The organism is Amycolatopsis sp. WAC 01375 (genome assembly GCF_003947325.1).
Taxonomy (GTDB): domain Bacteria; phylum Actinomycetota; class Actinomycetes; order Mycobacteriales; family Pseudonocardiaceae; genus Amycolatopsis.
In genome coordinates, this window is sequence record NZ_QHHW01000054.1 from 138,281 (window position 1) to 155,924 (window position 17,644).

The following is a 17,644-nucleotide window of genomic DNA, read 5'->3' on the forward strand; positions in this document are numbered from 1 at the left end:
CATGCTCGATCCCGCGGTCCGGGCCGAACCGTCGATCCGCACGGGGATGCCCAAGGCGGTCGGCGTCGCGTGGACACTGCTGATCATCAACACCCTGGGCTCGACAGGGGCGAAGACGCTCCTCCCGTTGCCGCGTTCGGTCAGCCAGCTGATCACCATGGGCGCGCTGGGTGCCGCGTTCGTGATCGCGCTCGCCCTGAACGCCCGGCTGCGGATCAGGCCGAGCGCGTATCTCTTCCTGCTCACCCTGCTGCTGGTGTTGAGCGTGGTCTCCAGCCTGAACCTGGAAGGCGGATTCGGCGCGCTGTTCCGCTGCTTCCGGTTCGCCCTCTTCCTGAGCACCCTGTGGCTGCTGACCCGCTGGTGGAACGGCGGTCTCGACCTCGTCCGCACGCATATCCGCGCCTACGGTGTGGTGCTGGTGACGGTGGTGATCGGGCTCGCGCTGGGCCCGGGCAACGCGATGCCGTTCGAGTACGGCGGACGGCTCACCGGGACGCTGTGGCCGCTGACGCCGCCGCAGGTCGGCCAGTACGCGGCCATCGTCATCGGGCTCACGGTGCTGTTGTGGCTCGGGGGGAAACTGGAGCGGAAGCACGCGCTGGTCGTCATCGTCCCGGCGTTCGGGATCCTGCTGCTGACCCACACCCGCACCGCGATGCTCGGCCTGGTGGCCGGGACCGTGGTGGCGCTGATGTCGCAGTGGATGTCCAGCGCCCGCGCCCGCAAGGTGTTCACCTGGCTCGTGTTCGGCGGCCTGTTCGCGGCGGTGGCCTTGGGCGGGTTGCTGCAGGCCTGGTTCCTGCGGGGCCAATCCGAGGAGAACTTCTCCAGTCTCACCGGCCGCGCGAAGGTGTGGGACGCGCTGCTCGACGCGCCGCGCACGACACTCGAGTACCTGTTCGGCGTCGGGCTGACCGACAAGTCCTTCGACGGGCTCCCGATCGACAGCAGCTGGCTCGCCGTCTACCACGAGCAGGGCTACGTCGGGATCGCGATCGTGGCCGCGTTCATGCTCGTGCTGGTCGTGGTCGCGGTGCTGCGGCCACCGTCCCCGGCCAGGGCGTGCGCGATCTTCCTGATCACGTACTGTCTTTCCGCCTCCTACACCGAGGCGGGCCTCGGCGACGCGTCGCCGTACCTGCTGCACCTGGCCCTGGCCGCGTCGCTGCTGGTGCGTGCGCCCGCCGAAGAACCAGAGTTCGTCAAGGATGATCGCGGCCGCGGGTTCACCACAGATGTCAAGGAGCGCGCGTGAAGGTCCTCGTGATCCACAATCGCTACCGATCCGAGCAGCCGAGCGGTGAGAACACCGTCGTCGACCAGGAGACCGCGTTGCTGGCCGAGGCCGGGCACGAGGTCGGCCTGTTCGAGCGGCGCAGCGACGACATCGCGGAGATGTCGTTGCCGCGCAAGGCCGTCGTCCCGCTGCAGGTGCCGTGGAACCGGGCCGTGCGCGCGGAACTGGCGCGGCGCCTCGTCGACGACCGGCCGGACGTCGTCCACATCCACAACACGTTCCCGCTGCTGTCGCCGTCGGTGCTGGCCGCCTGCGCCGAGGCGAAGGTCCCGACCGTCGCGACCGTGCACAACTACACGCTGATCTGCCCTCCCGGCACGCTGTACCGCGAGGGCTACATCTGCACCGATTGCGTGGGCCGCAAGCCGATCCCGGCGGTGCGGCACGGGTGTTACCGCGGTTCGGCGCTGGCCACCGTGCCGATGGCGGCGAGCATGATGCTGAACCGCAACCGCTGGTGGTCCGGTGTCACGCGGTTCTTCTGCATCTCGAAGGCGCAGCGCGAGATCCTGATCGCCGCCGGGATGCCCGCCGAGCGGCTCGCGGTGAAGTACAACTACGTCACCGATCCGGGCAAGACGCGCAAGGGCGCGGGGGAGCACCTGCTGTTCCTCGGCCGGATCACCGAGGAAAAGGGCATCGGCCTGCTGATGAAGGCGTGGGACCGGCTCACCGCCGCGGGCGGTTCGCTGCCGCCGCTGGTGATCGCCGGCACCGGCCCGATGCAGGACGAGGTCGCGCGCTGGGCACACGGCCGCGACGACGTCCGCTACCTCGGGCTTCAGTCCAAAGAGGAGTGTCGGGACCTGATCGTCCGCTCGAACGCCGTCGTCGCCCCGTCGGAATGGCTGGAGGCGTTCGGCCTGGTCGTGGTCGAGGCGATGGCCGCCGGCGTCCCGACCGTCGCCGCGGCCCACGGTGCCTTCCGCGAGCTGGTGGAGGAGGGTGTCACCGGCCTGCTGCACGAACCCGGGGACGCCGCATCGCTCGCGGCGCGGCTGCGGGAGATCGTCGGCGACGCCGAACGGAACCAGGAAATGGGCTGGGCCGCACGGTTGGTGTACGAACAGGAGTTCACCCCGAAGATCGGCCTCGAACGGCTCGTCGGCGGCTACCAGGCAGCGATCGACGCGTGATCACCGGTCCGCCCGCGCTCCCGCCGCGGGCGCGGATCCCGCTCTGGACGCTCGGCGCCTTCGGTTTCGTCGTCGCGCTCGTCCTCGGCGTCCGCTACGCCGGGACTTCCCACACCGCCGGCCTCGACGCCCTGGTGTTGCCGGTGGTCGACCGGGTCCAAGGCCCGCTCTGGTACCTGGCGACCGTCATCGACTTCGCGGGCGAACCGGTGGGCGCGATCGTGGTGATCGCGCTGTTCGGCTGGGTGTGCGTGCGGCACCGGCGGCCGCGGACGGCGATCCTGCTGGTGGTCGCCTCCGGGGTGACAGTGGCGCTGACCACCGCCCTGAAACCCCTGACCGGCAGGCTGATCCACGGCGAGTTCCTCTCCTATCCCAGCGGGCACACGGCCTTCGCGGTCACGGTCGCGACCGTCGTCGCGCTGCTCGTGATCGATGTGCGGCAGCTCGGCGCCGCAGCCGGGGCTTGGGTGCTGGTGGGGTTGGTCGCGTTCTCGGGGCTCGCGATGGGGTGGGCGGAGGTGGCGCTGGGGGCGCACTATCCGACGGACACCTTCGGGGGTTTCGGGGTCGCTGTCGCGGTGGTGCCGATGGTGGCGTGGGCGGTGGACCGGCTCACGCGGCGGGTTTGAGCACGACGTTTGGCCGGGGCCGGGCTTGCGCTGCCCGGAACGCGGCTCGCAACTCGCGCTGGACCTCGTCCGGCTCGGCGCGCAGGCGGGACGGCAGCGTCTGCAACACGACGATCCCCGCGGCGGCGTACCGGGCGTTGCGCGCGACGGTGGCGCGATGGCCGTCGGGGCCGGCGTGGTGGCGGAACGAATCGATCTCCCAGGCGAAGGCGACCTCGTCGCACCAGAAGTCCGGGGTGGCGAGGTAGTTCCCGTTCGCGTCGAAGATCGGGACATTCCAGCGACCCGGTGGAAGACCGGATCTTCGCCAGAGACGCCATGCGTCGGCCTCGGCGACGGATCTCGCTCCGGCCAGGAGCGGGACGAGGGCCTTCCTGGGCAGGGCCGTTCCGTTTCGGCCCGCTTGGTCGAGTTCGCGGGTGAGCATGTCGGTGGTGCAGAAGCGGCGTTGGACGGACTCGGCCATCATCGCCTGGATCTCGTCTTCACCGGTGAGCCTGCGGGCGGCGTCGATGACGGCTCGGGGGACGGGAGCCACGGGGAGGTCTCCTCGGAGATGAGGGCGGGGCAGACGGTGAGTCCGCTCCACGTGGACGAACCCGACGCCGGCCACCCCTCGATTCGCCGGGATGAGCACATGGACTTCCTCCTGTCGAGGAACCCTTTCCAAGCCATGGCGGCGGAGTGCCCACGTGCCGGTGAGCACCGCGTCTTGTCCGGCATGGAGTAACCCGGCGCGGACGCGATGCTCGTCTGTCGGCGTACCGCTGCTCAGCAACACGATTCCGGGCAGCAGCTTTCGCCAAGGGCCGCCTTCCGCACATCGACGGGAGATGGTCCGGCGCGGCACGCCGATCTGTTCGAGATCGACTGCGCGGATCACCTCCGGACGGTCCGGAGCGGTGAGTAGGGCGCTCGTTGGCCAGGTTCCTCGTCGCACTGGATCATGATGCGACGGGGTACCGACAATTTTCGCTCTTCGATCGCATGAAAGTACCTTTCATGAAAAACGAGAGGCGACGATGTAGGAATTGGGACACTCAACGTCCCAATTCCTACATCGTCGCTGCAGCGACGCACCCGAGAACCCGAGCGCCGACCGAGCAACCTCAGCACCCACCATCCCCAAAAGAGCTGCAAGCATCCTGCGAGTAAGGAGCTCCCTGCCACCCCGAAACCCCCACGGTCCGCGAAGTGTCCTGAACGACGAACCGCCACCCACCCGAATAAGCGTTGTCGTACCACCGATTCCCCTGCCGGAAGGTCACCGCGTCCGAAACGGAGGTTCCCCGGTAAGGCGACCAGTCCGGATAGGTCCCGAAGTTCGCCAGCAGCGCCATCCGCCCGCAAAAGCCCGAGCAAGCGGACCCGTGGGAGAACTTGTTGCCGTGGATGGAAACCCGCTGTGTCTTCCACCGGCAATCGTCGTACAACGGCGGCGAAGAGATCCCCGGGGCGGCACAGGAAGAGACCGGAGGGACGAGGAGGGTGCACGAGCCGGAGGACGTGTTCGCCGGGCTGTTGCAGAAGCGGTCCGCGTTCTCCCACAGGGTGATTCCGGCCCAGTTGTCCTCGAAGACGTTGTCGACGATCTCCACCGAAGAGGTCCGGGCGCGAACGCGTGGTTCTCCGCCGGATTCGGATATGTAGATCGTACCGACCGGGAAGTTGTCGCCTCGCGCGGCGAAAGCGCGACCTTGCACGAGGGTGTTGCGCCGGAAGGTGTTCCCGCGGACCACGGCGTTGTAGGAGATCTCGTAGAACAACGCCTCCGCCTCGTTGTCCTCGATCAGGTTGTCCTCGATGAGGAAGTCGTTGTTGTTCGTGTCCGCCCACAGGCCGGCGCCGTGGTTGTGGTGGACCCAGTTGCCGCGGATGTCGGCGCCGTTCACGGCCCAGAATTTCGCGCCGCCGGTGCAGCCGCAGCCGGGTTCCTTCGTCTCCCAGTCGTCGGTGTTGTTGCCGGTGATCTCGTTGTCCTCGACGAGCAGTCCGGTGATCCCGTCGCCCGCCCGGTAGGCGTTGATGCCGTACTGCCCGTTGTTCCGGAGGCAGTTCCGCAGCACCTTCTGACCTGGTCCCGCCATCATCGCGGCGCCCCGGTTGTCCTCGATGGTGTTGCCTTCGATGGTCCAGCGCTCACCGGAGTCGTGGTTGACCACGCCCTGATCGCGCGGCGCCGCGAAACCGCGGATCGTGAGGCCGCGGATGACGACGTCGCGCGCCTGTTGGGTGAACGCGTAGCGGTTGACGCCGCCGCCGTCCAGGACGGAGCCGGGCGCGCCGAGGTAGGCGTTGCCGTCCTTCGGGATGATCTGGCCGAATTCGTCCGGGCCCAGGGTGTGCTTGCCGTCGGTGAGCCAGAACGTCGTACCGGACGGGAGTTCGCGCGTCTTCGCGGAGAGATCGGTTCCGGGGGAGACGACCACGGCGTCGGCCGGCTTTCCCTGGCTCACCGGTCCCGCGGCGCAGGCCGCGACAGGAGCCGCCGAAGCCGGGACGACTCCTGTCGCGATCAGCATCAGAACAACCAGGAACGCGGGCATAAAGGCAACGGTAGGCCAGTATGGACCGTCCCAGATGGACACTTACAGGTGAAACTTCAGCAGGTCGTCGCCTCTCCGAAACCACTGCAAACGTCCTGCCGGTAGGGCTCGGCCCGCCATTGCGCCGCGGTCAGCTTCCGTGACGTGTCGTGGGCGACGAACGTCCATGGCCCGTAGTACTGGTTGTCGTACCACCGGTTGTCCTGCCGGAAGGTGATCGCCTCCGAAACCACGGCGGCCCGGTACGGCGACCAGGCCGGGAAGGTTCCGTAGTTCGAGAGCACCGCCATTCGCCCGCAGAGGCCGAGGCAGCCTTCCATCGACGAATCGAACTCGAACGTGTTCTCGTGCACCGAAACGCGCTGGGTCTTCCAGCGGCAGTCGCCGTACAGCGGTTCGGTCTTGATGCCCGGATCGGAGCAGGCCGACGTCGGTGAAACCAAAGCGGTACAGGACAGCGTCGACGTGTTGGCGGGGCTGTTGCAGAAGCGGTCGGCGTTCTCCCACAGCGTGATCCCCGACCAGTTGTCGGAGAACATGTTGCCCCGGATGTCGATCAGGCTGGTCCGGGCGGGCAGTCTCGGCTCGCCGCCGGATTCGCTGAGGTACACCGCCGCGACCGGGAAGTCGTCGCCCTTCGCGGCCCGGTTCCGTCCTTGCACCAACGCGTTCCGGTTGAAGGTGTTCCCGATCAGCTCCAGGTTGTAGGAGATCTCGTAGAACAGCCCCTCGGACGCGTTGTCCTCGATCAGGTTGTCCTGGATGAGGAAGTCGTTGTTGTTCGTGTCGGCCCAGAGCCCGACACCGTGGTTGTGGTGGACCCAGTTGCCGACGACGTCGGCCCCGTTCACGGCCCAGAACTTCGCGCCGCCGCTGCAACCGCAGCCCGGGATCCTGGTCTCCCAATCACCGGTGTTGTTCCCGGTGATCTCGTTGCCCTCGATCACCAGATCGGTCAGCCCGCCGCCGAAACGGTAGGCGTTGATGCCGTACTGGCCGTTGTCACGGAGGCAGTTCCCGATCACCCGCTGGCCCGCCCCGGTCATCATCCCGGCGCCGTCGTTGTCCTCGATGACGTTGCCCTCGATGGTCCAGCGTTCGCCGGAGTCGTGGTTGACCACGCCCTGGTCCCGTTCGGCGACGAAACCGCGGATGGTCAGCCCACGGATCACCACGTCCTTGGCCGGCGTGGTGAAGGCCGCGCGGTTGATCCCGCGTCCGTCGAGCACGGCGCCGGGCGCGCCGAGGTAGACGTTGCCGTCCTTGGGCATCACCTGGCCGAACTGGTCGGAACTCAGCGTATGCGTGCCCGGCGCCAGCCAGAACGTGCTCCCCGGCTGGCTGAACCGGGTCTTGTCGGTCAGATCGGTGCCCGGTTCGACGATCTGGGCGCCTTCCGGGGCGGACGGGACGCCGACGGTCGTGCCGCACGCCCCTCGAGCCGGCTCTTCGGTTGCCTCCGCTGTGGATTCAACGGCGACCTGGAGCAGTAACACCGACAGCGCCACGCAAAGCGTGCGCGAGCCGGCCGAGCGATCCGCGATCCTTGAACTCATACCCTTCTCCGAAAAACCGGCTTCACCGGACGGCCACCCAGCCACGGCGCCGGATCTTCCGCGTCGAGCGCTTTGCGGTACACGAGGCAGGCCTGCGAGACCACTTCGACCGTCCGGTCGATGTCTTCTTCGGACAACGCGCTGCTGACCACGAACGACGGTCCGAGGACCCCGCCGGTGACCAGTTGCCGCAGGAACAACGTTCGGTAGTCCTGCGACGGTTTCTTCTCGGCGTCGAGCGTGCCGAAGACGAGGTTGCTCGCCCGGCCGCGCACGACGACGTGTTCCCCGACCCCCGCCGAGGCCGCGACTTCGCGGACCCCGGCGGCGAGCCGGTCGCCGAGCGCGTGCAGCCGCGCGGCGATGCCTTCTTCGGTGTAGGTCTCCATGACCGCGATGGCGGCGGCCAGCGAATGCGTTTCGGCACCGTGCGTGGTGGACAGCAGGAAGACGCGCTCCTTGGTGGTGCGCAGTCCGCCGAGTTCCATCAGTTCCCGTTTGCCCGCGAGCGCCGAGACGGCGAACCCGTTCCCGAGCGCTTTGCCGAACGTCGAGAGGTCCGGCGTGACACCGTAGAAACCTTGCGCTCCCGCCTCCGACCAGCGGAAACCGGTGATCATCTCGTCGAAGATCAGGACGCAGCCGTACCGGTCGGCGAGTTCCCGCAGGCCGACGAGGTACCCGGCGGGCGGTTCGATTTGCGTGGACGCCTCCAGGATGAGGCAGGCGACCTGACCGGCGTTCTCCTGCAGCAGCCGCTCGGTCGCGGGGAGGTCGCCGTAGGGGAACGACACGGTCAGGTCGGTGATCCCGGCCGGGATGCCCGACGACATCGGCGTGGTGCCGATGAACCAGTCGTCGATGGAGAAGAACGCGTGGTCGCGGCAGATCGCCACCAGCGGCCTGCCGGTGGCCGCCCTGGCGAGTTTGACCGCGGCCGTGGTGGCGTCCGAGCCGTTCTTCGCGAACTTGACCATCTCCGCGCCTGCGACGGTTTCGAGGAACTTCGTCGCCGCCCGTTCCTCCACAATGGACGGACGGGCGAAGTTGGCGCCCCGGTCGATCTCGCGGTGGGCCGCTTCGCTGACTCGCGGATGCACGTGCCCGAGGCTGACCGCGCGCAGCCCCGAGCCGTACTCGATGTATTCGTTCCCGTCGACGTCCCAGACGTGCGCGCCGAGCCCGTGCGAGATGACCGGCGCCAGATTCTCCGGGTACTGGTCGTCCCCCTTGGCGTAGGTGTGCGCGCCGCCGGGGATCATCGCGTGGAGGCGTTCGTTGGCCCGCATGGATCGGGGAAGACGACGGGTCATGATCTCACCTCGTGTTCTGTAGGACCGCGGAAAGCGGGAGCGCGGATCGGTCCCGCTCCGACATCAGCACCGCCGGAAGCGGCCACGGGATCGCCAGTTCCGGGTCGTCGTGGGCGATCGCGACGTCCTCGGCCGGGTCGTGCGCGCGGTCGATCCGGTAGGAGACGTCGGCGTACTCGGTGAGCGCCTGGAACCCGTGCGCGCACCCCGCCGGGATGTACAGCGAGACCTGGGTCTCCCCGGACAGTTCGAACGTCTCCTTGCCGAGGTACGTCGGCGAATCCGGCCTCAGGTCGACGACGACGTCGAAGACGGCGCCCCACGAGCACCGGACCAGCTTCGCCTCACCGAGACCCGAGCGCAGGTGCATCCCGCGCAGCACTCCCTTGCGGGACCGGGAAACGCTGTCCTGGAGGAACCCGTTCGGGTCGATTCCCACCGACCGGACGACGTCGGCGTCGAACGTGCGGCTGAAGAAACCGCGTTCGTCGGCGTGTGGCGTCGGCTCGAACAGATACGCGCCCGCGATGGCGGGCACCGGGATCGCTTTCATCGGACTCCCATCGGCAGGAGGGCGGCCGACAGTTCGGCGAACTGCTGTTCCAGCAGCCGTGTCTGCTCCGCGCCTAGTTTCGCGACGATCTCGGTCAGTTCGCCCGCCCGCGACTCGAGTTCGGCGAACTGGTGGACCAGCGCGTCGAAGTCGATCTCCTTGGCGGACTGACAGAACTCCCCGAGCCCCATCGTGGTCATGAGGATGTCGTTCTTGCGGGCGTACCCGACGGACAACGTCGGCTTCGCCAGCTTCAGCGCGCACAGGACGTTGTGGTACCGGGTGGCGACGACGATCTCGACCGTGGACATCGCCCGCAGCACGTCGTCCAAAGTGGACGTATCGGCGGCGGTGATCAGCGGGGATTCCAGTTCCCGCATGATCTCGTCGACGACCTGCGTGTCGGCCCGGTCGCCGATGAACAACCGCACCGGCCTGCCGTCGGCGATCAACCTGGCGACGAACCGGGTCATCTTGTCCACATAGGACTCGTAGATCTCGTCGGCACGGGCCCGGTCGTCGTTCCCGCCGCGATAGGCCATCACCCCGACCCCGACCGAGCGGGGCAGCACCGGGTCCGACGCCGCGGAGAGGGCGAACGCGAGATCGGGGTAGACGCGGTCGTTCGTGACGTCTACGCCCATCGTGCGCATCGCCTCCCGTGACGGTTCGTCCCGGTAGGACCGGAACGTCGCCAGCCGCGCGGCCCGGCCGATGATCGACCGGGTGACCCGGTGGCCGCTCACGTTGGCGCCGACGCTCACCAGCGCGACCTTGGTGCCGACCAGCCGCCCGGACGCCGACAGCAGCAGCAAGGCGTACGGAAAACCCCAAGGGCGCAAGGGAAGCGTGGATTCCAGGACGCCCATCCCCGGCACGATCACCACGTCCTGGCGCCGCACCCACGCCGCCGTGCGGAAGATGTCGACGAGCTTGCCGAAGCCCTTCATGGCGATGGACACCGGTCCCGAAGCCGTCCGGTACTCACCCTGGTACCAGTTCAACGCGGTCGTCTCGAGGTCGTAGCGCGACGCGACGATTTCCGGACCGCCGCACATCACGCTGAGCGCGGCGTCCGGATGCTCCGTCCGCAGATACCCGAGAACCGCCTCGAAGGAACCGTCGTTGCCGAGGTTCCCTGATCCGAGGAGTCCGAACAGCCCGATTCTCACGGGCGGGCTCAAGGGACTCGTCCCTCCTGGCCGGCGACGACCGAGGCCACGGACACCTCGCGCGGACCGAGTTCGGCCTCGGCCTGCACCGGCATCCGGCCCATGGCCGGGTTCCCCGCCCGGTTCAGCATCCATTGCCGCAGGTAGCGGAAGCATTCGCGCTTCTCCGCCCCGGAGATCGGCGCGTTGCGGATCGCGTTGACGTAGCCGAGGACGTACTCGCCGAGCAGCCGGATCATCGGGTGACGCAACTTGTCCGCGCGCTTCGGGTCCAGGTTGGTGGCGCGCTTGCGCACGGTCGGGTACTCGTGTTCGGAGCGGCCAGGGTGGTCGCGGCGGAAGTACAGCCAGTCCGGCACCTGGTGGAACGGGCCGTGCAGCGCCAGTTCCGAGATGATCGTGCGGTCCGCGTGGTGGTAGCTGTCCAGTGGCGCGACGCGGCGCAGCACCTCGGTGCGGATGACCGCGCCGTCGTCGTCCCCGCCCGGCGCGAACAGCGTGCTGCGGAAGCGTTCCGCGGCGTGCGGCGAAACCGTGTTGAGCGGGTACTCCAGCGCCTGCGTGACGACGGCCTTCTCGTCGATCATCGCCGTCCACGAATGCGAGAGCACGAACTCGGGGTGCTCGTCGAGCGCCTCGACACAGCGTTCCAGCAGGTCACGCGCGTAGAGGTCGTCGTCGGATGCCCATTTGAACAGCTCGCCGCGGGCGACGTCGACGCAGTAGTTGTGGTTGGGCGCGCAGCCGATGTTCACCGGTTGGCGCACATACCGAACGCGGGAATCCAGCTTCGCGTACTCACGGCTGATCTCTTCGGTGCGGTCCGTGGACGCGTTGTCCGAGATGATCAGTTCGAAGTTCTCGTAGCTTTGGCCGAGGAGTGCGTCCATCGATTCGGCGAGGTAGTCCTCGCCGTTGTAGACCGGGAGCCCGATGCTCAACCGAGGAGCGGTGCTCATGACGTCCTCATCTCTTCCTTCTCCGAGTGTCTGTTGGTGAACCCGCGACCGCGATCGACGTCGGCAGAGCGCTGGTTGGTATGCCATGTCCCGATGGGCGGGACGGGCGCCCTGCCACCGCGATAGCGGGGCCTTCGGCCGGGCGGGTTCACGTGCTGCTCACTTTCGGCGGGTGCGTTTCTGCTCCGCCGTCCTTCTCCGAAGCCAGATGCTCTTTGAGAGCGGTGTGCAGCTGGAGCCACCACACCGCCGATCCGCTGGTGATCGCCAACGCGACTCCCCAAGCGGATCCGGACGCCCCGGCCAAGAAGGCGCCGATGAGCCCTAAGCCGACATAGCCGGCGGAGTTGATCAGCTGGGCGCGAAGGCTCCTTTTCGCAGCGCCGAGCGCACGCAATCCGGCGGCCGCCCCGGTGTTGAATCCGGCCGCGGCGATACCGATGGTCACCGGGAGGATCAATTCCGAAGCGGGATCCCAGACGTCGCCGAGCACGAACCGGCCGGCGTCGTCGGGTACCAGAAGCAGGGCGAGACCCCAGATCAGGGCCGCGACCGCCTGGCCCGCGCCGAGAACGGCGCAGAAGCGGCGAAGGCGATGCGGTGCCCGTTGGAGCACCCGTGCGCTTTCGGCCACCGTGACCAGGGAAAGTCCCATCAGAAGGGCGAAGAACGGGCCGAGCAGCAGTTCGGCGCCGCGTACCGCGCCGACGCTCGCCAGCCCGGCGATCGCGCCGAGGCCGTACATCCGCAGTTGCGTCGAACCGGCGTTGCTGACGTTCTCGACCACGTACCGGGCGCCGAGGTCGCGGTGCCGTTTGAGCCATTCGAGCGTGCCGCGCGGATCCGGCCGGACGCCGGACTGCAAGCAGCCGTATCCGGCGGCGACCGCCCCGGAGAGACCCCACGCCAGGATGAACGCGACGACCGTGTCGAACCATTGGTGCGCGATGAACAGCGCGGGGATCAGGGCGATGCCCCAGACGACGTCGTTGACGAACGCCTTCTTCCCATGCCCCGCGGCGAAGAAGGTGAACCGCCAGGCGTCCTGAAGCAGCAACGTGGGGATGACCACGCCGAGCGCGATGAACGCCCCGCCGATGGGACCACCCACCACGAGGCCGGCGACCACACTGATGGCACCGGCGACGACACCCGCGGAGAGCGCCGTCCCGGTCGCCTTCGCGGTCGCGGCCCGCCAGGATTCGGTGGACACCCCGGAGAACCGCACCATCAGCGGATCCGTCGTCAGTCCGCGCGAAAGGTTGAGCACCACGCCGTAGCTGACCCAAGCGAGGCTGAACATGCCGAAGGCGAACGTGCCGAGTGAGCGCGCCACGAACAGCCCGACCACGAAGTTGGTGATACTGGAGACGGCCTGGTCGCCCAAACCCCAGCTGAGCCGTCCGGCCATCGCCCGGATGGCTGGGGAACGCAGAAGTGATCGCATCTCTAGTCCTTGAGCAATCCGGCGTCGTGCAGCGCCTTCGCGGCGGCGACGACGGAATCGAACGGCAGCCCGGACCGCTCGGCGACGTCGAGCAGGCTGTGCTCGCCGTCCGAGAGGTTGAGCACCCAGAGCATGGCCATCTGGGCTTGTTTGGCGTCGCTTCTCCCGCCGAGCGAGTCGTACAGCCCGCGTTTGCCGAGCTGAGGCTCGCCGTACGGGCTGAGGTTGACGTAGCCGCGGTTGCGGTCGAGGACGGCGAAGGTGTCCCGCAGGGTCTGAAGGGTTTCCTCCATGGCCGCCGTCGAGACGAAATCGAGGTTGTCGGCCGAGGTGTGGTACTCGGGATAACCCGCGTACGGCGTCCTCGTCAGTGATCCGACACCGAGGTTGAAGCCGGGGGAGCAGAACTGGCGCTCGTCGTAGCCGTACGGCGAGAAGTCCACGATCTGGTGCGCGCGATCGGCGAGGACGTACGCGAGCACGCGGTCGATCTCGGCGTCGCCCCGGCGGCTTCGCTTGTACGTCAACGATCCCGGGTCACCGGCACACGCCAGCACGAGCCCGGCCTTGATCCGGTCGACGCGGTCGGTATTGCGTGCGAGCCAGGTGATCGCGCCGATCGTGCCGGGCATGAACAGGAACCGGTACGTGTAGTGCGGGTTTTCGAGCGTCTGCGCGAAGGCGGCCGCGATCGCGATCCCGGCGACGTTGTCGTTCGCCAGCGACGGATGACAGGTGTGGCAGGAGATGATCACCTCGTCCGCGACCTCGCCCGGTACGACGTGCTCGGCGTAGGTGAGGTGCCCATCGTCCAAAGTGGAATCGATGTGCACCTCGTACTCGCCGTCCGGCATCGCGTCGAGGGTCTCCTGCGCCAGGCAGAAACCCCACGTCGGCGAGTAGTAGCTGGTCCGGTACGGCACCCAGGACGGCTGGTCGGGCAAGGTGTGCAGATGTTCGCGCAGCTCGGCGAGCGGCATCTTCCGCGACACCGGGACGCTGTAGCCGACGACGTGCAGGTTCGACTTCTGGAAGTCGACCACGCGGCGGCCGGAGGCGTCCTTGATGTACGCGTCGCGGATGTTCCACTCCTGCGGCACCGTCCAGTCCAGCACCTGGGTGCCGGTGGGGACCTCGTGGATCTCCAGCGGGATGTGCTCGCCGACGATCTCCAGCGTGGCGCGGACGCCGTCGCCGGTGATGCTGCGGCACAGCGGATACAGGCGCTCGACCAGCTTCTCCAGGTCGGCGCCCGTCTCCAGGTCCCGGTGCGACATCAGCGACGCCGCAGGGTGTCGTCGAGTTCACCGGCGGCGGTGCGGTCCTGCAGGCGCGCCAGCCGGGTGAACAGGCGCTGGAAGCCGTGTTCGGTGAGGCCGTGGGTCCGATAGGCCTCGATCAGTTCGAGCGCGCCGTCCTTGACCGACCAGTCGCAGTCGAAGCCGGGGATCGCCGCGCGGAACCGGGAGAAGTCGACCCGGTACGAGCGCGGATCCGCGCCCGCCTCACCGGTGATCCGCAGCGTGGAGCCGGGAACGGCCTCGACGACCTCTTCCGCGATCTCGGCGACGGTCACGTTGTTGCGTTCGGTGCCGATGTTGAACGCCTTGCCGTGCACGGCTTCCTTCGGCGCCACCAGCGCCGCCGCGAAAGCGCGCGCGATGTCCTTGGCGTGCACCAGCGGCCGCCACGGCGTGCCGTCGGAGAGCACCAGCACCTCACCGGAAAGGTGGGCGTGCGCGGTCAGGTTGTTGAGCACGATGTCGCCGCGCAGCCGCGGCGAGAAACCGAACGCGGTGGCGTTGCGCAGGTACACCGGGCTGAAGTCGCCGTCGGCGAGTTCTTGGACGTCGTCCTCGACCCGAACCTTCGATTCGGCGTACGGCGTCACGGGGCGCAGCGGCGCGTCCTCGTCGACCAGGCCGTCGCCGCCCGAGGCCCCGTAGACCGAGCACGTCGAGGCGTAGAGGTACCGCTTGACCCCGGCGTCCTTCGCCAGCTTGGCGAGCTTCACCGAAGCGTGGTGGTTGATGTCGTAGGTCAGGTCCGGCGCCAGCGAGCCGAGCGGATCGTTGGACAGCGCGGCGAGGTGGATCACCGCGTCCACCCCGGCCACGTGCTCGGCCGTGACGTCACGAAGGTCGACCTCGAAGCCTTCGGGGTCTTGGGGCTTCGGGCCCAGCACGCAGGTGTCGTAGAGACCGGAGTCGAGGCCGATCACCTCATGGCCTTCGGCGGCCAGCACCGGGGCCATCACCGTGCCCAGGTAGCCCTTGTGCCCGGTCAGCAGCACACGCATGGCTTTCAGCCTTTCGGAGTGAGGTCGAGCGTCAGTTTCTTGAGGTCGAAGGCCTCGGCGTAGCGCTGCCCGCATTCGATACCGCGAATGCGGGCGAGACCGAGGAAGGCTTCCCGGTCGTACCAGGGCCGGTGCCGCTGGGAGGCGTAGTGCTCCTGGAGCAGGCGAACCTTCTCCTCGGCGAGCTCTGCCGACAGCGGGACGTACGCGGCGGGTTTGCCCAGGTCGCCGTCCCATTTGGCGATCTCGTACTCCAGCTGGAGATGGGTGCGGAACACCGTCGGCACCAGCTTCGCCAGGCCTCGGTGATCCTGATGCGCGTCGGCCGTGCGCGGCGAGAGGACGAGGTCCGGGTCGGTGCGGCGGCGCAGGTCCTCCAGCCCGTTCTTGGCCTCTTCCCAGTGCGCGGGGAGCCGGCCGTCGGGCAGTTTGAGCACGGTGACCTCGACGTCGGCGCCCGGGCAGAAGGCCGCGAGCGCGGCCCGCTCCTCGGCCTCCCGGTCGGTGCCGCCGCCGGAAAGGACGAGCGCGTCCACCCGGACACCCGGATTGGCGGCGCAGATCGTCAGCAGTGTGCCGCCCGCCCCGATGGCGATGTCGTCACAATGCGCGCCGAGCGCGACGAGCCGCTGGATCCCGCCGGTGCCGAGTGCGATCACGCGATGCCAGCCGGCGCCGGTTCGTGTTCCCACAACGCCCACGGACGGTCGCCGTGCGCGTAGGCGTCGTCCAGCTGGACACGTTCCTTGACGGTGTCCGTCGGCTTCCAGAACCCGCGGTACGGGTACGCGAGCAGCCTGCCCTGCTTGGCGAGCTCGCCGCAGCCGTCGGCCACGAGGTCGCCGCCCTCGGGGATGTGGTCGAAGATCTCCTGGCGCAGCACGAAGTACCCGCCGTTCTCCCAGAGCGGCATCTCGCTGACCGGCGTCAGCGCGCCGATGCGGCCGTCCTCGCCCATTTCGACGCAGTGGAACGACGACTGCGGCGGCACGACCATCATCGACGCGCCGGCGTCGGAGGCCGTGAACCGCTCGATCATCTCCGGCAGCGGCGCGTCGGTGAGGACGTCGGCGTAGTTGGCGAGGAACATCTCGTCGCCGTCGAGATGCGGGCGCACCCGGCGCAGCCGTTCGCCGATGGCCGATTCGAGACCGGTCTGCACGAACGAGATCGACCAGTCCGAGATGTCGGTCGACAGCAGTTCCGCCTTGCCGCCCCGCAGGACGAAATCGTTGGAGGCGGTCTCCTGGTAGTTGAGGAAGAACTCCTTGATGTGGTGCGCGCCGTAACCGAGACAGAGAATGAACTCGGTGTGGCCGAAATGCGCGTAATAACGCATCACGTGCCAGATCAGGGGTCTCGGCCCGACCATGGCCATCGGCTTGGGCACGTCGGACGCGTCACCGTTGCGCATCCGCATGCCGTAGCCGCCGCAGAAGAGGACTACCTTCACGACTTCACCTCGACGATTTCCAGGTGTGGGATGGGGAAGACCAGTTTCCCGCCCCATTCGTCCACATAGGACAATTGGGCGGTCAGTTCCGTCCGGAGGTTCCACGGAAGGACGAGCACGTAATCGGGCCGGTCCGCCTCGATGCGTTCCGGCGGGAGGATCGGGATCCGGGTGCCGGGGGTGAACCTGCCGTGCTTGTACGGATTGCGGTCGACGGTGTACCGCACCACGTCCGGCCGGATACCGCAGTGGTTCAGCAGGGTGTTGCCCTTGCCGGGGGCGCCGTAACCGACGACGGTCTTGCCTTCGAGCGCCGCGTCGGTGAGGAACTTGTTCAGCTCGAGCCGGACCTTGGTGACCCGCTCGGAGAATTCGGTGTAGCCGGACATTTCGTGCAGTCCCGCGGCCTTCTCGGCGTCGAGGACCTCCATCATCCGCTCGCTCGGCTCGCCCGCGACGGCGTCGGGGCGTGCCCACAGCCGGATGGAACCGCCGTGCGTCGGCAGGAGCTCGACGTCCACAACGGACAAACCGCCGCGTGCGAGCGCCCGGCGCGCGGATTCCACCGTGTAATACTGGAAATGCTCGTGGTAGATCGTGTCGTACTGGTTCTCCTGGATCAGCGTCAGCAGATGCTGGACCTCGATGCTGACCCAGCCGTCATCGGCGACCAGTGCACGGAGCCCGTGCGTGAAGCCGATGATGTCCGGAATATGCGCGTAAACGTTGTTCGCCACGACGAGGTCGGCCGGACCGTGTTCCTCACGGACGTCACGTCCGCTCTCGGGGCCGAGGAAAGCGGTCTTCGTCGGCACCCCGGCGTCACGCGCGGCTTGGCCCACGTTCACCGAAGGTTCCACGCCCAGACAGCGGATCTTTTGTGCCACAACATGTTTGAGCAGATAGCCGTCGTTGCTGGCGACCTCGACGACGAACGAGGACTCATCGAGCCCGAGCCGCTCGACGGCACCGTCGACGAACGTCTTGGCGTGCTCGACCCAGGAGGCGGAATACGACGAGAAGTACGCGTATTCGGTGAATGTCTCTTCCGGGGTGATCAGCGGCGGGATCTGGGCGAGCCAGCATTCGGTGCAGACCAGCAGGTGGAGGGGGTACGTCTGCTCCGGTTCCGGCAGCTGCTCGGCGGTCAGGAAACGTTCGCACGGCGGTGTGGCCCCGAGGTCGACGACACTGGCGAGATGGGCCGAGCCGCAGAGTCGGCAGGTGGTCATCGAGAGGCTCCTTGGCTCGCGTCACGTATCCCAGACGTCGGCACCT

Annotated in this window: 16 protein-coding genes; 3 read left to right on the top strand and 13 right to left on the bottom strand. The window is 67.9% G+C overall.

Features of this window, described 5'->3' with window-relative positions; all coding sequences use genetic code 11:
• Window position 1 precedes the first annotated feature (1 nt).
• From DL991_RS35595 to DL991_RS35605, 3 genes are read left to right on the top strand one after another with little or no spacing between them, the layout of a single operon-like run.
• Complete coding sequence (locus DL991_RS35595) at window positions 2–1,258, top strand: O-antigen ligase (protein WP_125788742.1); 1,257 nt, start codon at window positions 2–4, stop codon at window positions 1,256–1,258.
• Window positions 1,255–2,436: a glycosyltransferase family 4 protein gene (locus DL991_RS35600; protein WP_125788743.1), complete on the top strand. Its 1,182-nt coding sequence runs from the start codon at window positions 1,255–1,257 to the stop codon at window positions 2,434–2,436. The genes DL991_RS35595 and DL991_RS35600 overlap by 4 nt, the downstream gene beginning before the upstream one ends.
• Window positions 2,433–3,068, top strand: a complete 636-nt coding sequence (locus tag DL991_RS35605) for a phosphatase PAP2 family protein (protein WP_125788744.1) — start codon at window positions 2,433–2,435, stop codon at window positions 3,066–3,068. The genes DL991_RS35600 and DL991_RS35605 overlap by 4 nt, the downstream gene beginning before the upstream one ends.
• Here the strand turns inward: DL991_RS35605 and DL991_RS44110 are convergent.
• From DL991_RS44110 to DL991_RS35675, 13 genes are all read right to left on the bottom strand, one after another.
• Window positions 3,052–3,606, bottom strand: coding sequence for a hypothetical protein (locus DL991_RS44110; protein WP_370308827.1), 555 nt, complete (start codon window positions 3,604–3,606; stop codon window positions 3,052–3,054). The two genes, DL991_RS35605 and DL991_RS44110, sit on opposite strands and share 17 nt — an antisense overlap.
• 571 nt (window positions 3,607–4,177) lie before the next feature.
• Window positions 4,178–5,614, bottom strand: a complete 1,437-nt coding sequence (locus DL991_RS35620) for a right-handed parallel beta-helix repeat-containing protein (protein ID WP_125788745.1) — start codon at window positions 5,612–5,614, stop codon at window positions 4,178–4,180.
• A 56-nt stretch (window positions 5,615–5,670) separates the two neighbouring features.
• On the bottom strand, window positions 5,671–7,170 hold the full coding sequence (locus tag DL991_RS35625; protein WP_233599191.1) for a right-handed parallel beta-helix repeat-containing protein: 1,500 nt from the start codon (window positions 7,168–7,170) through the stop codon (window positions 5,671–5,673).
• Window positions 7,167–8,483, bottom strand: coding sequence for a glutamate-1-semialdehyde 2,1-aminomutase (locus DL991_RS35630; protein ID WP_125788746.1), 1,317 nt, complete (start codon window positions 8,481–8,483; stop codon window positions 7,167–7,169). The genes DL991_RS35625 and DL991_RS35630 overlap by 4 nt, the downstream gene beginning before the upstream one ends.
• Before the next feature lie 4 nt (window positions 8,484–8,487).
• A complete protein-coding gene (locus DL991_RS35635) occupies window positions 8,488–9,036 on the bottom strand; it encodes a dTDP-4-dehydrorhamnose 3,5-epimerase family protein (RefSeq protein WP_125788747.1) in 549 nt (182 codons plus the stop codon).
• Window positions 9,033–10,220, bottom strand: coding sequence for a polysaccharide pyruvyl transferase family protein (locus tag DL991_RS35640; protein WP_125788748.1), 1,188 nt, complete (start codon window positions 10,218–10,220; stop codon window positions 9,033–9,035). The genes DL991_RS35635 and DL991_RS35640 overlap by 4 nt, the downstream gene beginning before the upstream one ends.
• Entirely contained in the window at window positions 10,217–11,167 is a 951-nt protein-coding gene (locus tag DL991_RS35645) for a glycosyltransferase family 2 protein (RefSeq protein WP_125788749.1), read from the bottom strand. Before DL991_RS35645 ends, DL991_RS35640 begins: the two co-directional genes overlap by 4 nt.
• A 148-nt stretch (window positions 11,168–11,315) precedes the next feature.
• Complete coding sequence (locus DL991_RS35650) at window positions 11,316–12,614, bottom strand: hypothetical protein (RefSeq protein WP_125788750.1); 1,299 nt, start codon at window positions 12,612–12,614, stop codon at window positions 11,316–11,318.
• Window positions 12,615–12,616: 2 nt separating this feature from the next.
• Window positions 12,617–13,891: a DUF4910 domain-containing protein gene (locus tag DL991_RS35655; protein WP_125788751.1), complete on the bottom strand. Its 1,275-nt coding sequence runs from the start codon at window positions 13,889–13,891 to the stop codon at window positions 12,617–12,619.
• Complete coding sequence (locus tag DL991_RS35660; protein ID WP_125788752.1) at window positions 13,891–14,913, bottom strand: NAD(P)-dependent oxidoreductase; 1,023 nt, start codon at window positions 14,911–14,913, stop codon at window positions 13,891–13,893. Before DL991_RS35660 ends, DL991_RS35655 begins: the two co-directional genes overlap by 1 nt.
• Before the next feature lie 5 nt (window positions 14,914–14,918).
• Entirely contained in the window at window positions 14,919–15,572 is a 654-nt protein-coding gene (locus DL991_RS35665; protein WP_125789060.1) for a PIG-L deacetylase family protein, read from the bottom strand.
• Window positions 15,569–16,366, bottom strand: a complete 798-nt coding sequence (locus tag DL991_RS35670; RefSeq protein ID WP_125788753.1) for a glucose-1-phosphate cytidylyltransferase — start codon at window positions 16,364–16,366, stop codon at window positions 15,569–15,571. Before DL991_RS35670 ends, DL991_RS35665 begins: the two co-directional genes overlap by 4 nt.
• Window positions 16,363–17,598, bottom strand: coding sequence for a class I SAM-dependent methyltransferase (locus DL991_RS35675; protein ID WP_125788754.1), 1,236 nt, complete (start codon window positions 17,596–17,598; stop codon window positions 16,363–16,365). The genes DL991_RS35670 and DL991_RS35675 overlap by 4 nt, the downstream gene beginning before the upstream one ends.
• Window positions 17,599–17,644: the final 46 nt, after the last annotated feature.

Bases quoted from the DNA above. Each gene is read 5' to 3' on its own strand.
- DL991_RS35595 (WP_125788742.1), top strand. From the start codon at position 2: ATGCTCGATCCCGCGGTCCGGGCCGAACCGTCGATCCGCACGGGGATG.
- DL991_RS35620 (WP_125788745.1), bottom strand. From the start codon at position 5,614: ATGCCCGCGTTCCTGGTTGTTCTGATGCTGATCGCGACAGGAGTCGTC.
- DL991_RS35625 (WP_233599191.1), bottom strand. From the start codon at position 7,170: ATGAGTTCAAGGATCGCGGATCGCTCGGCCGGCTCGCGCACGCTTTGC.
- DL991_RS35630 (WP_125788746.1), bottom strand. From the start codon at position 8,483: ATGACCCGTCGTCTTCCCCGATCCATGCGGGCCAACGAACGCCTCCAC.
- DL991_RS35635 (WP_125788747.1), bottom strand. From the start codon at position 9,036: ATGAAAGCGATCCCGGTGCCCGCCATCGCGGGCGCGTATCTGTTCGAG.
- DL991_RS35645 (WP_125788749.1), bottom strand. From the start codon at position 11,167: ATGAGCACCGCTCCTCGGTTGAGCATCGGGCTCCCGGTCTACAACGGC.
- DL991_RS35650 (WP_125788750.1), bottom strand. From the start codon at position 12,614: ATGCGATCACTTCTGCGTTCCCCAGCCATCCGGGCGATGGCCGGACGG.
- DL991_RS35655 (WP_125788751.1), bottom strand. From the start codon at position 13,891: ATGTCGCACCGGGACCTGGAGACGGGCGCCGACCTGGAGAAGCTGGTC.
- DL991_RS35660 (WP_125788752.1), bottom strand. From the start codon at position 14,913: ATGCGTGTGCTGCTGACCGGGCACAAGGGCTACCTGGGCACGGTGATG.
- DL991_RS35675 (WP_125788754.1), bottom strand. From the start codon at position 17,598: ATGACCACCTGCCGACTCTGCGGCTCGGCCCATCTCGCCAGTGTCGTC.